At 52.1% G+C, this 14,370-nt stretch carries 10 protein-coding genes; 7 read left to right on the top strand and 3 right to left on the bottom strand.

The genetic code is table 11. The features are described 5' to 3' along the window. The first annotated feature begins 145 nt into the window (after nucleotides 1–145). Nucleotides 146–469 carry a stress response translation initiation inhibitor YciH gene (gene yciH, locus ACJJI8_RS15845; protein WP_444932961.1) on the top strand — a complete coding sequence of 108 codons (324 nt, stop codon included), beginning with the start codon at nucleotides 146–148 and terminating at the stop codon, nucleotides 467–469. On the opposite strand, the gene ACJJI8_RS15840 is transcribed toward yciH, so the two are convergent. Together ACJJI8_RS15840 and ACJJI8_RS15835 are read right to left on the bottom strand one after the other, a co-directional pair. Further along, nucleotides 466–3,009: a hypothetical protein gene (locus ACJJI8_RS15840; protein ID WP_444932960.1), complete on the bottom strand. Its 2,544-nt coding sequence runs from the start codon at nucleotides 3,007–3,009 to the stop codon at nucleotides 466–468. The genes yciH and ACJJI8_RS15840 overlap by 4 nt on opposite strands. Nucleotides 3,010–3,192: 183 nt before the next feature. Then, on the bottom strand, nucleotides 3,193–3,837 hold the full coding sequence (locus ACJJI8_RS15835) for a TetR/AcrR family transcriptional regulator (RefSeq protein WP_444897600.1): 645 nt from the start codon (nucleotides 3,835–3,837) through the stop codon (nucleotides 3,193–3,195). A gap of 202 nt (nucleotides 3,838–4,039) precedes the next feature. On the opposite strand from ACJJI8_RS15835, the gene ACJJI8_RS15830 reads away from it, so the two are divergent. From ACJJI8_RS15830 to ACJJI8_RS15805, 6 genes are all read left to right on the top strand, one after another. After that, nucleotides 4,040–4,933 carry an SDR family oxidoreductase gene (locus tag ACJJI8_RS15830; RefSeq protein WP_444932959.1) on the top strand — a complete coding sequence of 298 codons (894 nt, stop codon included), beginning with the start codon at nucleotides 4,040–4,042 and terminating at the stop codon, nucleotides 4,931–4,933. Next, nucleotides 4,933–6,540, top strand: a complete 1,608-nt coding sequence (locus tag ACJJI8_RS15825; RefSeq protein ID WP_444932958.1) for an acyl-CoA carboxylase subunit beta — start codon at nucleotides 4,933–4,935, stop codon at nucleotides 6,538–6,540. Before ACJJI8_RS15830 ends, ACJJI8_RS15825 begins: the two co-directional genes overlap by 1 nt. Before the next feature lie 81 nt (nucleotides 6,541–6,621). Next, entirely contained in the window at nucleotides 6,622–7,788 is a 1,167-nt protein-coding gene (locus tag ACJJI8_RS15820; protein ID WP_444932957.1) for an acyl-CoA dehydrogenase family protein, read from the top strand. A gap of 9 nt (nucleotides 7,789–7,797) precedes the next feature. Further along, nucleotides 7,798–8,601 carry an enoyl-CoA hydratase/isomerase family protein gene (locus ACJJI8_RS15815; RefSeq protein WP_413665473.1) on the top strand — a complete coding sequence of 268 codons (804 nt, stop codon included), beginning with the start codon at nucleotides 7,798–7,800 and terminating at the stop codon, nucleotides 8,599–8,601. Then, entirely contained in the window at nucleotides 8,601–10,625 is a 2,025-nt protein-coding gene (locus ACJJI8_RS15810; RefSeq protein WP_444932956.1) for an acetyl/propionyl/methylcrotonyl-CoA carboxylase subunit alpha, read from the top strand. Before ACJJI8_RS15815 ends, ACJJI8_RS15810 begins: the two co-directional genes overlap by 1 nt. A gap of 11 nt (nucleotides 10,626–10,636) precedes the next feature. Next, the gene (locus ACJJI8_RS15805) at nucleotides 10,637–11,800 is read left to right on the top strand and encodes an acyl-CoA dehydrogenase family protein (protein WP_444932955.1); all 1,164 of its coding nucleotides are present in this window, start codon (nucleotides 10,637–10,639) and stop codon (nucleotides 11,798–11,800) included. A gap of 589 nt (nucleotides 11,801–12,389) precedes the next feature. Here ACJJI8_RS15805 and ACJJI8_RS15800 read toward each other — a convergent pair. Continuing rightward, nucleotides 12,390–14,153, bottom strand: coding sequence for a DUF885 domain-containing protein (locus ACJJI8_RS15800; protein WP_444932954.1), 1,764 nt, complete (start codon nucleotides 14,151–14,153; stop codon nucleotides 12,390–12,392). Nucleotides 14,154–14,370: the final 217 nt, after the last annotated feature.

Genomic DNA, 14,370 nt, shown 5'->3' with positions numbered 1-14,370 from the left:
TGTTTCATATTGCGGCAAAATTCTAACCTCTCAAGCCCCAGGGGTCGCCCCATTTTCAACATCGTTTACAGCGGCTTTGATATCCTGCGCACCTCGGGCACAATTCCCGGCATTTTCAGCAAATACCAACGGAGTATTCCCAGCCATGGCTAAGGAGAATCGTCTCGTCTATTCAACTGACCTCGGTCGAATTAAAGAGGAATCCAGGACAGAGAAGCGCCGTGATGGAGATGGCATAGTTCGAATCCAAAGGGAAACCAAGGGCCGCAAAGGAAAAGGGGTGACTTGCGTGCGCGGGCTGCCAGGCACTGACAGCGAACTCAAGCTGCTCCTGGCAGAGCTCAAGAAGCGCTGTGGCTGCGGTGGCGCCCTCAAAGATGGGGTGATTGAGATTCAGGGTGACAAGCGTACTGAGATCAAAACATTCCTGGAATCTCGCAACCACACGGTAAAACTGGCCGGCGGTTAGCCGGCCTTAAGCAGTCGCAGTGGCTTTAACTGCAACTGCTTTTCCCGCTCCAAACACTGACTCAGCAAGGCGGCTAGCTGGATATGATAGTGCTCCAGAATCGCAGCGCGAATGTGTTTGCAACGCGATTCCATAACCTGCAGAGAATCCAGCACTTCCTGTCGCCCTTGTGGCAGCTGCCTGAAAGGCTCCCCCTGAGCTTTCAAATTTATTGCCGCCGCCACGCCTTGCTCTTTTAATAGAGCCGAACTCTCCACTGCCGCTACTATGGCATCTGTCTCTCGCAAAGACAGCGCCGTATATTTTTGCAGCAGTTCCCTTTCATTCAACTCTGGTGATAGGTGCTGGGCAAATATTGCCAGCGAGTGGCTATAACCGGCGAGCCGATCCAGATGTGGTGCCAAGCTATCGTAGGCGGCCAAATGGCGCAGCTGATTCCTGGCTGTCTGACGCTGATCCGTGGGCATAGTTACCAGGGATAGACACAGGCGCTGATAGAAAACACCATAAATCTGCTGTAATTGCTTGTGTGACTCCTCCAGTTCAGCGCGCTTAACAGCGATCTGCTCTTGAGCTCCTGCAAGGCTGGCCCCTTTCAAGCAAAAGTCTTCAGCGGTAAAAGGGATTTTACCGCGTATCAGCGCCGCTCCCAGCTGCATTGTAAAAACCCTGATCTGCAAGTCCTCCCGGCGTCCACGCAAATCACGCAACTCCACCAGTTTACTGCGCAGCCAATCGATAGTGCCCTGCAGATCCAGCGCCTGCATTTCCGCAGAGGATGGCCTGCGCAGAGGCATCAGGTTCAAGGGTGCCAGGCGATTGAAATACTCGTCCAGTACCTCAGCAGACTCCTCTGACTCCTTACTTGAACTCAGTAAAAGTCGGTTTTCGACCATCTCACAGTCTTTGCCAGCAACTTCAGAGGTCACAGCGGTTGCCAGCCCGGCAAAGTCCACAAACATGGATTGCAGGGGTATCGCAGATCTAACCTGCCCCACAAATTCCCGCTCAATCAACACCGCTACACATTCACTGTCGATCGCCTGCTGAATATCCCAGGGGTCCCTGGCCTGCGTCATAGCAGCCTCAACCACATCGCAGGTATCAACATCCAGGTTCTCCTGCATCCAGCGAACGGCATCGGGAATATTTGCACAACTGCGTCCCAGCGCCTGGGCTTCACGATTAATTTCTGTCACCAAGAGATCTGCGTGCACTAACCGGTGCCACTTTCTGGCGAAGTCTGCCAACGCATCACTACCTATTATCTGTGCCGCAATACCGTCAGCCCTCTCCTGTAGCATTACGGCACTGCCTGCGGTTAAGCGGCAATGCAGTGCCTCCAGGCGCTGCAAGATAGGGAGCAAAATATATCCACCTGTCACTAGCATACGGTGAAATGGCGCGGCCAATGCTCCCGGAGCATTATCCGGGCTAACAACACTGCGCTCATTTTCAAAAGCCCACTGCATCAGTTCCAATCGCTGCACGGTGCCGTAAGTCAACCAACCAAGTGCGCCGAGCAAACGGCCGCGATAAAAGGCGAGCCCCCGGCCCACGAGTGCCAGGACCTCCTTTCCGTTCAATGAGGCGACGCTGGCAAGCCCTACCGTAAGTGGTAAATTCTGCCTAAAAACCTGGAAAAATCCCGGCTGGGACAGAATATGGGAGTCTGCACTTACAAAGACCTGGCTGATCTTTGGCAGCCCTAGCTTATCGACCAATGAATTAATTAACTTCAAGGCCTCCTTACCTTCAGAGGGCAACAGCTGACGGGGCTCCGATGAATCTCGCAAACGGGAGGATAAGCAGAAAAATGGCCAGACAAACAGCAGACCAACAAGCAGGGCGAGAAGTACGGTTAAAATACTCAGCGACACCCCCACCCAAGTAAGTTCTCCCTGCCAAACAGCCATAGGGATTTGCCATAGAGCATATCCACTGGAGAAAACACAAGCGAACAGTACCAACCAGAATATTGAAGGCACGATTACTGCTTTGACCACTCCCCAAACTGCCTTTCCCTGACTCGTGACACTGTCAGCCTGTAATCGGCCTGCATCAGATAAATACCACTCAACCGAATCCCGGGAGCCTTCCGGCTTTATTGCTGGGTTGCCTGCGGCAGGAGTGGATGAAACGACTTTCTGGGGCTCGTTTGCTTCGAGAGTTTTCTGGCTAACAGGAACAAAAGGGTCAGTACCAGCGCGCGACTTATCCGGCGCATCCACCGATGCAGCATTGACCTGGGCCTTGCGCCGCTGGGCGACTTTTATCTTTGCAATCAGCTCGCGGTTATCAAATCGTCCCGCCGGACAAACCTCCACTCGCAGGCCAATTTTCTGCAGACTGGTGCGAAACTCCAGCGCCTGGTCAGAAACCAACCGATCTTTAATTACCCAGCCTTTTAGTAGCAGCCTGCGCGCCTGGGGCTCCGAGATAGAGAACAACTTCGCCACATCCCGGATAACCGGACCCGGTTCTTTGGCGTGAAGCGTCCTTCCCGTGGAAACCACCTGGTACAAATCCTGGCCCGCCATCTCCCTCTCCTGTCACCAAGTGACGCAAATTGTCACATTTATTACATCTTGCGCGGAGAGTAAAAGATTCAGAGAAAATCAGTTGCGCACCAGTTCTCACCAAGCCAGTTCAAAAACAAAAATGGCAGGAAAGAAGGCAAAGTTCACAGTTTTTCTGGCACGCTTTGCCAATTTAGGAAGAAATCAGGGAGTGAATATCGCTAGAACACGCGCCGCCAGATCTGGAATAGACAACCCCTTATCTCTCGGCTTATACCAACTGTATGTGTGACTCAAGGCACCAACCAGCAAACGCCTTACCAGAGCGGGATCACCACCGGGACACTCGGCGGCCTCAATAGCGTCCAGCCATATCTGCTCATACTCCTCCCTTAGGCGTAAAACCTCCTGCTGACTCTCTTCGGATAGGCTTCTCCATTCCACCACCAGGATAGAAAAGCCCGGTACTGCCAACCCATGAATAGCCTCTAATTCACACTGAATACAGGCCTGAAGCCTCTCTTGCGGTGTTCGACTCTGTTCCGCCGCGGTTCGCATTCGCGCACCAGCAAATATCGTCACCTCCCGCATTACTTCACAGAGAATCTGCTCCTTACTGGAGAAATGATGAAAAATACTGCCAGACAAAATACCCACTTCAGCAGCGAGATCCCGCACTGTTGTCCGGGCGAACCCTTTTTGCTCAAACAACCGCGCTGCAGCATTCAGCAAACGTCCACGGGCAGATTCAGGATCTGTTAGCACTCCCTCTGCCACCAAAGCACCTACCAGCTGCTGCGGCGATAACTCTTCGGGAACTCTCACTAAATCCTGCCCACTTTCAATCACGAACCACTCCCCGTATTGATCAATTTGAGTCAAGCATCTTAACGGCCCTGAGAATTTTTAATCAAATAGGCGCCAAGCATTGAATACCAAGCGCTTGCTTGGTAGCGTTAAGCTATTCTGCGTTTTCCCACACGCAGGCGCAAGCGCCGACAAGAACAATAAAAACTGAATAAGCCGTAAGGCCGTAAAAAAGGAAACTTTCATGCGCTATCAAAGCCAGCTGCGCTCCGGCAGCTTTAGCGAGCAAACCTATATCGTCACCGGCGGCGGCAGCGGTATTGGACGCTGCATCGCCCACGAACTGGCCAGCCTCGGCGCCCATGTAGTATTGATCGGGCGCAAACTGGACAAGCTGGAAAGGGTTGCCGGCGAGATCAACAACGATGCTGGCGAGTGCAGCTTATTCAGCCTGGACATCCGCGATGAAGAAGGCGTGCAGGAGAAAGTGGGGCAAATAGTCCAGGCCCGGGGCCAAATTCACGGATTAGTGAACAATGCCGGTGGCCAGTTCCCCTCCCCCCTTGAGCAGATCAACACAAAAGGTTTTGATGCTGTTGTACGCAGCAACCTGCTCGGTGGCTTTTTAATGTCCCGAGAAGTTTTTGTTCAATCTATGAAACAGCACGGCGGCAGTATCGTAAATATCACCGCAGATAACGCCGGCGGTATGCCAATGATGGGCCATTCCGGTGCCGCTCGAGCAGGCATGGAAAATATTACCGAAACCTCCGCCTTAGAGTGGGCGCCTTTTGGGGTTCGAGTCAACGCCGTGGCGCCAGGTTATATTCTCTCCAGCGGTTTTGATACTTACGACCCCAAATTCCTGCGCGAGCTATTACCGGGCTTCCGAGACAGTATTCCCCTCTATCGATTGGGAGAGGAAGCGGAAATTAGTGGGGCCGTGTGCTTCCTGCTTTCCGATGCCGCCAGCTATATCACCGGACAAACGCTGCGTATCGATGGTGGCTCGAGTCTCAAACATCACTCTCCCCTTTGGCAGCCACAGGCGGCCCGTAACTCTAAACGCTTCAACGGATTCCATCGCAAACGCCGGCCGCAGGTAGTGGAAGAATTGGAAGCGGAGGGCAAGCTCTAATGCAGCCGATTGATTCCCAGCTCGACAACCGCTCGGCAGAGTTCAATGACAACCAAGCTGCCATGCTGGAACAGATCAACCATTTTCGTGAAGCTGAGCAACGTCCGGTACAGGCAGAGAAAAGTAAGGCTGCGCGCTATCGTGACAGGGGCTGGCTGCTGCCAAGGGAGCGCCTTAATTTATTGCTCGACCCCGGCGCGCCTTTTGTAGAGTTGTGCTCCCTTGCCGGCTATAAACTTTTTGACGACCAGGATGGTACCGGTGCGGGTGGCGGAGCCATTTGTGGCATTGGCCAGGTCAGCGGACAACGCTGCATGGTTCGGGTGGATAACTATGCCGTAAAAGGTGGCACCATCTCACCAGCCGGGATGGATAAAGCCCTGCGAATGCAGAGGATCGCTCTGGAGAATCATTTGCCGATTGTCGCCCTGGCACAAAGTGGTGGTGCCAACCTGATGTATGCCAGCGACACTTTCGCTCCCGGTGGACGCGGATTTGCTAACCAGGCTCGAATGTCCGCTGCCGGTATTCCGCAAGTAACCGTGGTACATGGCGGCGCTACTGCTGGCGGTGCTTACCAGCCAGGCCTGTCAGATTATGTGGTCATGGTACGCGGGCAAACCGGTATGTATCTGGCTGGGCCGCCGCTACTGAAAGCAGCCACCGGTGAAATTGCCGATGCGGAAAGCCTCGGTGGAGCGGAAATGCACTGTACCGAATCCGGCAGTGGCGATTACTTAGCTGAGAACGACGCCGATGGTATCCGCATAGCAAGGGAAATTATTGCCACCCTACCCTCACCCATTAAAAGCTCAGTACAAAAAGACTACCGAGACCCATTGCATCCTATCGACGACCTGCTCGGCCTGATTCCAGCAGATAGTAAAAAGCCCTACGACGTGCGCGAAATTCTCGCTCGTCTAGCCGACGGCTCTGCCATGCTGGATTTCAAGCCGGAATTCGATCGACAAACCGTATGTGGCCATATTCGTATTGAAGGCTTTCCTGTAGGAATTATTGGGAATAACGGCCCGATCACCCCCAAGGGGGCCAACAAGGCCGCGCAGTTTATTCAGTTGTGCGAACAGAGTGGCACGCCACTGCTGTTTTTACATAACACCACCGGCTTTATGGTGGGTACCGAGGTGGAGCGCAACGGCATCATCAAGCACGGGGCCAAAATGATTCAGGCCGTGGCCAATGCCAGCGTACCAAAACTCAGTATTGTCGTGGGCGGTTCCTACGGGGCCGGCAACTACGCCATGTGCGGTCGCGGATTCGATCCCCGCTTTATTTTTGCCTGGCCCAATTCCCGCACCGCAGTTATGGGCGCAGCCCAGGCCGGCAAGGTAATGCGCATCGTCACCGAGCAAAAAATGCAACGCAGTGGCAATGTGGATGAGACTGTATTGGACAAATTGGAAAATGACACCAGCGCATTTATGGATGGCAATTCCGATGCTCTCGCCTGCAGTGCACGCCTCTGGGATGACGGCATTATCGATCCCCGCGATACACGCAAACTTTTAGGCATGTTGCTAGAAATTTGCAATGAGGCCGAGCAGAGAAAACTCAATAAAAATACCTTTGGCGTAGCTAGGTTCTAACGAAAAACCGGGGCAACAAGGAAGTACGGTTGCCCATTAACACAATCACCGGGTTCACACTTCAAGGCAGGGAAAACAATAATGATATTTAGCGATCAACACCGGGAACTGCAGCGCACTGTACAAAACTTTGTACAGCAGGAAATCAATCCCAATGTGGCGGAATGGGAAAAGGCCGGCCGCTTTCCTATCCACAAAATTTTCCAACAACTGGCCAACCTGGGCCTGCTGGGAATCAGTAAGTCCACGGACTTCGGTGGCCTGGGTCTCGACTTCAGTTACGAAACCGTTTTCCTGGAAGAGCTGGGCAGCGCTCACTGTGGTGGTGTACCCCTGTCAATTTCAGTACAAACCTCCATGTGCACCCCGGCCCTGGCTAATTTTGGCAGCCAGGATTTGAAAGAACAGTTCCTGATTCCCGCTGTGAGTGGCGAGATGATCGGTGCAATTGCCGTTTCCGAACCCGGCGCCGGTTCCGATGTTGCTTCGATTAAGACCACCGCCAAGAGCGATGGCGACGACTATGTGATTAACGGCAGCAAGATGTGGATCACCAACGCCCCCTGCGCCGATTTTTTCTGCACCCTGGTCAATACCAGTGAGGGCAAAGCCCATAGCAACAAATCCCTGGTCATTATTCCGGCGAAAACGCCTGGTGTACGCATCGGCGAAAAACTCGACAAATTAGGTATGCGCTCATCGGAAACCGCTCCCATCTTTTTTGACAATGTACGGGTGCCCAAACATTTCCGTATCGGCGATGAAGGTGCCGGATTCCTATTGCAGATGCTTCAGTTCCAGGAAGAACGCCTCGCCGGCGCCGCGCTGAACTTAAAAGGCCTGGAGCACTGTGTAACCAGCACCATCGACTATGTGCGCGAACGCCATGCCTTTAAAGCACCATTGATCGACAATCAAACTATCCACTTTGCCCTCGCAGAAATGCAGACCGAAGTGGAATGCCTGCGCTCTCTAACCTGGCGCGCGGTGGAAGCTTATGTGGCAGGTGAAGATGTCACTACCCTTGCTTCAATGGCCAAGCTCAAGGCTGGTCGCCTGTCCCGCTCTATTCCCGATCAGTGCCTGCAGTTCTGGGGTGGCATGGGCTATATCGAGGAGACTGTAATCAACCGCGCTTACCGGGATAGCCGTCTCACCGCTATCGGCGGCGGTGCAGATGAAGTAATGCTCGGCATTATCTGTAAGCTGATGGGCATACTGCCCAGCAAACGCAAACCCACCGCGTGAGGTCAGGCCATGGAGACAATTATTGATGAAACCATCGGCATCGCCCGCTATCTCACGCTAAATCGCCCGCAGCAGCGCAACGCCATCAGTTTGCAAATGGTAGATGAGCTTCTGCAAAAACTCGCAGAAGCGGAAGAAGATCCGCAGGTGCGAGCGTTGGTACTGCGGGGTGCAGAACACAACTTCTGCGCCGGTGGCGATATTGCCGATATGCTCAATGCTCAGCAGGGCGCGAGCGATGGAAATAGTGATGTGTTTTTTCACCTAAACCGTCGTTTCGGTGAACTGATGGAACGCTTTAATCGCACCCCTTTAATAGTCATTGCCGTATTGGAAGGTGCCGTAATGGGCGGTGGTTTCGGGCTCGCTTGCAGTGCCGATATTGCCATTGCCGATCGCAGTTGCCGCTTCGCCCTTCCGGAAACCCGCCTGGGTTTACCGCCTGCACAAATTGCTCCCTTTGTCGTGGCACGGGTCGGTCTCTCCCAGGCCCGGCGCCTGGCCCTCAGCGGAGCAAAGGTCAATGCACAGCAGGCTTTGGAAATTGGGTTAATCCATCAGTTACTCGATAATTCCGAAGCCCTTGAAGGCGCGCTGCAGGAACACCTGGGCGCGATCAATGCCTGCGCTCCCGGCGCTCTGGCAACGACCAAGCAAATCTTGCTGGATGCGGCGCGGGTGAGTGATGAGACTGCCCTCAGCCAACTGCTCGACGGCGCTGCGCAACAGTTTTCCCGCGCAATTCAAGGCCATGAAGGGCGCGAAGGCGCCCGTGCATTTCTGGAAAAACGATCACCGGAGTGGCAGCACTGATGTCGACAACAGAGACCCTGTTAATCGCCAATCGCGGCGAGATCGCACTGCGAATTATGCGTACTGCTCAGGCGGAAGGCTATCGCACAGTCGCCGTCTACAGCGATGCGGACTGCGATGCACTTCACCCACAAGCTGCCGATATCGCCGTAGCCATTGGCGGGCAGACTTCGGCGGAGTCCTATCTGGATATCCAAAAAATTCTCGACGCGGCTAAAAAATCCGGAGCCACCGCCATCCACCCCGGCTACGGCTTTCTCGCTGAGAATGCGGAATTTGCCAGCGCTTGCGAAGAGAGTGGACTGAGTTTTGTTGGCCCGAGTGCCGAAGTCATAGAACTGATGGGCAACAAACGCAAAGCCAAGGAGTTTGTTGCCGCAGCCGGCGTACCCTGTATTCCCGGCTTCCAGGGTGCCCAGGACGACGACACCCTGATCGCCGAGGCGCGGCGCATTGGCTTCCCATTAATGATCAAAGCCGCCGCAGGCGGTGGTGGGCGCGGCATGCGCCTGGCTCACGGAGACAACGAGCTGGCCTCCCAGTTGCGCGCCGCCCGCAGTGAATCCATGAGTGCATTCGGCAGCGACGAGTTGATTCTGGAAAAGGCACTGGTCAACGCTCGCCATATCGAAATCCAGGTATTTGCGGATCGTCATGGCAACTGTATTCACCTGGGGGAGCGGGATTGCTCCGTACAGCGACGCCATCAAAAAGTGGTCGAAGAGTGCCCTTCCCCAGCGGTCGACACCCAGCTGCGGGAAAGAATGGGGCAAGCCGCAGTCGACGCCGCGCGAGCCTGCGGTTATCTAGGCGCGGGCACCGTAGAGTTTCTACTCTGCCCCAACGGCGAATTCTATTTCCTGGAAATGAACACCCGGTTGCAAGTAGAGCACCCGGTAACAGAAATGGTAACCGGTTTTGACCTGGTAGCTTGGCAACTGGCAGTAGCACGCGGCGAAGCCCTATGCGTTTCCCAGCAGCAAGTCTCCCAGCAGGGGCACGCCATTGAAGTCCGCCTGTATGCCGAAGACCCGGAACAACAATTCCTGCCCCAGGCCGGAAAAGTACTCCACTGGGTAGCGCCAAAGGGGCAAGGAATCCGTATCGACCACGCTTTGAAAAATGGTTGCGAAATTACGCCATTTTACGACCCCATGCTCGGCAAATTAATTGCTTGGGGGCAGGATCGAGAAGAAGCTCGGCGCAAGCTAACTCAGGCCCTAACCCGGCTGGAATTTATCGGCCCCAAAAACAATATCCATTTCCTGCAGAAGATCCTGGCCGAATCACAGTTTATCGCTGGCGATGCCGATACCAGCTTTCTCGACCAAAAGAGCACGCTGACATCCGCAGAACCAGTTCCAGCAGTAATCGCAGCCCAAGCCACATTACTTAATCACTTGCACCAAGCCAACCCTCAGGATCGGCGTAGCGGCCGCAGTGACTGGCGCAGTGGTGACAACAGCGTGCCGATCAACTACCGACTGGAAATTGCAGGACAAACCCTAAACTGTGAGCTGCTGGCGTTAGTAGATAATTCTTATCAAATCTCAGTAGGCGACCAGCAGTTCCTGATTCAGTGGGTCCATTTTGAGAAATCACAAAAAGAAACTGGAGTTTATAGCGCTGAACTTCTGCTGGATGGCGTTAGCCAAAAGAGACTGTTTCTAGCCAACCAAAGCAATCTGCATCTCCTGTTAGACGGCAGGCAATTTCATTTTGTCGATATCACCCACGCCCCGGCCAAATCGAGCCTTAACGAAGGCAGTGGCCGCATCACGGCTCCTATGGACGGTTGCCTAGTGCAGGTATTGGTTGAGCCCAATCAAAGCGTTCAGCGGGGAGACACTATCGCCTTAATGGAAGCCATGAAAATGGAGCACGCCCTGCGCGCAGACCGCGACGGTACCGTAATTAAACTGGGCGCCTGTGAAGGAGACCAGGTACGCGGTGGCCAGCTGTTAGTTCAGATCGAAGCTGCTCCTGCGGAAACAGCCAAAATCCCCAGCGACGCTACTTCCTAAAGGAGATCAAAATGTACGATATTGATGCCTCCCGTATGGCAAGCCCCTTTTACGACGAAGGCCATCAGGAATGGCGCACCCAGTTGCGCCGCTTTGTTGACCGTGAGATTACTCCCTACATCACTCAATGGGACGAAGACGGCCAACTGCCCGCCAAGCTTTGGAAAAAAGCCGCAGAAGTTGGCCTTCTGCAGATGAGTTATCCGGAAAACTACGGCGGTATCGAAACCGATGTCTTCCATATGATTGTTGCCGCAGAGGAGTTAGCCCGCCCCGGCGCTGGTGGCCTCTACGCCAGCCTAATGGTCCACGGCATTGCCCTGCCCCCATTACTGCACTATGGCAGTGAGGCCCTAAAAGATCAGGTTATTCCCTCTGTATTACGTGGCGAAAAGCATATTTCCCTGGCTGTTACCGAGCCAGGCGCAGGCTCCGATGTAGCCAATCTTCAGTGCCGCGCAGAGCGTGATGGGGATGACTATATCGTTACCGGCGAAAAGACCTATATCACCGGCGGTATGCGCGCTAACTGGTTTACTACTGCGGTGCGCACTGGCGAGGAAGGCTTCGGCGGTATCTCCCTGCTCTTAATCCCTGCGGATGCCGAAGGCGTTAGCCGGCAGCTTCTCGATAAAAAGCAGGGCTGGTGGTGTTCTGATACGGCCAGTATCTTTTTTGATCAGGTGCGCGTGCCCGCGAGTAATCTAATTGGCGGTGAGAACCAAGGTTTCTTGCCCATAGTGCACAACTTCAATCGCGAGCGCCTGGGCATTGCCGCTTCCTGTGTAGAATTCAGCCGGGTCTGCTTGCAGGATGCCATTGAGTGGGCCCAGGAGCGCCAAACTTTCGGAAAGCGTCTCGCCAATCACCAGGTGATTCGACACAAATTTGCCCAGATGCTTCAACGCATCAATGCCACCCAAGCCTATCTGGACCTCTGTGCCTGGGCAGAGCAACAACATCAGCTCAAAGTAGCGGATATCGCACTACTCAAAGTCCAAGCCACAGAAACTCTTGAGTTCTGCGCTCGGGAGGCTATGCAGGTATTGGGCGGCGCAGGCTATATGCGCGGCAGCCGTGTTGAGCGTATATATCGTGAAGTGCGGGTGAATGCGATTGGTGGCGGATCTGAAGAAATTATGCGGGATCTGGCGTCCAGGCAAATGGGGATTTAGTAAGTGTAAGGCCTCCTAAAAACATCATATTAATAATTACGAAGCTTTATTTGGGGTAGTTACTTTGACTCAGGCAGCAGCAACTTCTTAAGAGAACAATTAACTACCCACTTTATAACCATCTTAACAACTACTAGAGGAATAAAAATATAGAGATAGTGAAGAGAATTGTGTGATATTTAGAAAATTCATCCCAAAAATTCACTTTCCCAAATAGTATTTCTGCATAAGGATCACCAAAGATCCAATCCGGCCTCTCCCCTCGAGCCAACCTGTTACATACAGTATGAAAGGCATAAAAGGAAGAACCCCTCGGTTTGAAAAACAAAGCCATCGGACTTCCATCCCTAAGCCATTTTTCATGGTACCTCTCAAATTGGTACTTAATCAGATCAGATAACTTTAGGTGACTGATTAAAATCGTAACTGGGAAGGAAAAAACCACTATAGTAAAAAAGTTAAACATAGCCCAATTCGGGAAACCAACTTATATAGCGCTGACACTTACTCAAAAATTAATTGGTACCCAACTGTGTAGCTCAGGCTCGCAATAACACGAGCCCGAGATCAGACTTAAATGCAGCTACCCTTACTTCTTGTCCTGAATGAAATCCCTTACCTGCTCACTTAGTACGGCCATAGGAACATTGCCATTTCTCAGAATGATTTCATGGAAGTCCTTAATATCGAAGTCTTCACCAAGTTCATTTTGCATCAGTTCTCGCAAGGCGAAAATCTCGAGGGCACCAGAATCATAAGAGGTAAGCTGCGCAGGCATAACCGCCATTCGGTCCATCAGAGTCCTCGGGCCTTTTGCAAATGAAGCGCCAGAATCCTGCAAAAACTCCGCAACCTTTTCATCACTCCAACCGAGTACATGCATTGCGGTGTCCGCTACCATACCTCGCGCAGGCCATGCTCTCCTTAGGATCTTGGTTGACCCATACTGATACATTCCCGCTTCCTCCGCTAGATGTTCAGAGTACCTACCCCAACCTTCAGCAAAAGCAGAGTTAGACAAAGCATCTTCTATTTTGTGAAACTTTTCTTGCTCTTGTACGAGAGCAATTTGCATATGATGGCCCGGGTACCCTTCGTGGATAGTAACCTTCTCTGCAGAAGCGTAAGACTCATCCTTGTAAGTTGTCGGATCATATCCAAATCTCGCCTTGCGCTCCTTGGTGCCCGGAATATAGTGTGCGCTGCGACCTGATCCCTGTTCATGCTCAGGGATAGCTTTTACTTCCATTTCGATCAAAGGCATTTCATGGAAGAAGTCAACGGTGAAATCTCTAGACTTATCTACCAGGCGCTCATAAAACTGATGCATTTCATCAGCGCTATTAAATTTCTGAGTTTTATCCTCACTGGCCCTTGCCACTGCCTCAGAATAGGAATCTACTTGATAGAACTCCTTGCCTAAGCGAACCACTTCGCTCTTGTTTGAGTTGACAGCCCTTAAACCCAACTCAAAAACTTCTTCAGGTGTTCTCTGCAAAGTCGTATAAGAACGATACTGAGCCATATAACATTTACGGCCATTAGGAATCGCATGGATACCAAGCTCCGCTCTGGCTTCAGGTAAATAGGCAGACTCTAGAAAATTCTTGTAATTCTCCATTGAGGGGATAACGTAATCTGAAAGCACCTGTTTAAATGCAGCTTCAAACTCAGGGTCCCCAGCTTTCTTCGCTAACCCCAAGAACGGGTGCTCATCGATAGGTACTTGGGTCAAGCCATCAACTTGCTGAATGACTCGCTTAACCACACTCTGAGGTGCGGAGTAACCTTGCTCTAACCCCCGGCGGAGATTGGCTATTTCTTGCTCATAGTAACGAGCCGCGTCAAGCCAACGTTCAATCGCATCTGCCTTTTCTTGGGCTGTTTCAACCGGCTGAACCTCGGTCAAAAAGCCAAGAATGATATGAGGCCCAAACATATGATCAACAGACCAGAGTTCAGTCTTACACACCCTTAGGCCAACATTGGACTCTAATCGCTCTTTTAGTTTGAAGTAGAATACCTTCTCTTGATCACTTTTTAGACCATTAAGATCTATCTCTGCCAATTTATTGAGTATTCTGTCCTCAGATGCCGCTAGAGAGGCAGCGTTACTGGGGGAGTTACTTAAAAAAAGGTTGTGCCTGTCCAGCTCCATATCTGAGAAGTAAGCGTACGGCTGGAAGTTTTCTAAATAAGCTTCAGCATATTGATCCGCTAGATCATGGAGTAGCGCCGAGTTGTCAATAGCTTCCCTACCGGCCACATCAGTTTGGTTATCAGTAACTGAGCACCCCATTAGGACCGATGAAACTACCAATACACCTAAACCCGCTCTTTTTACATTAATCATTCTTATAAGACCGCAACATAAAACTCATTAAAAAGGTTTCTATAAAGAAAACTTCAATTTCCTATTTTATAGTAGGCACTGTAACAAAATGAGTTTCAACACCTCAAATGCGGAATATCGGCGAAGCGAGGATATTTATAGATAAATCCCAGGGATAGAGCGTGAAACTCGTTTAATTGGCAGAGTCACAAGTAACAAGCGCTAGCAACTTGACATA

The organism is Microbulbifer maximicatervae (SeqCode), assembly GCF_052467695.1.
This window is presented reverse-complemented; position numbering and strand designations above follow the sequence as displayed.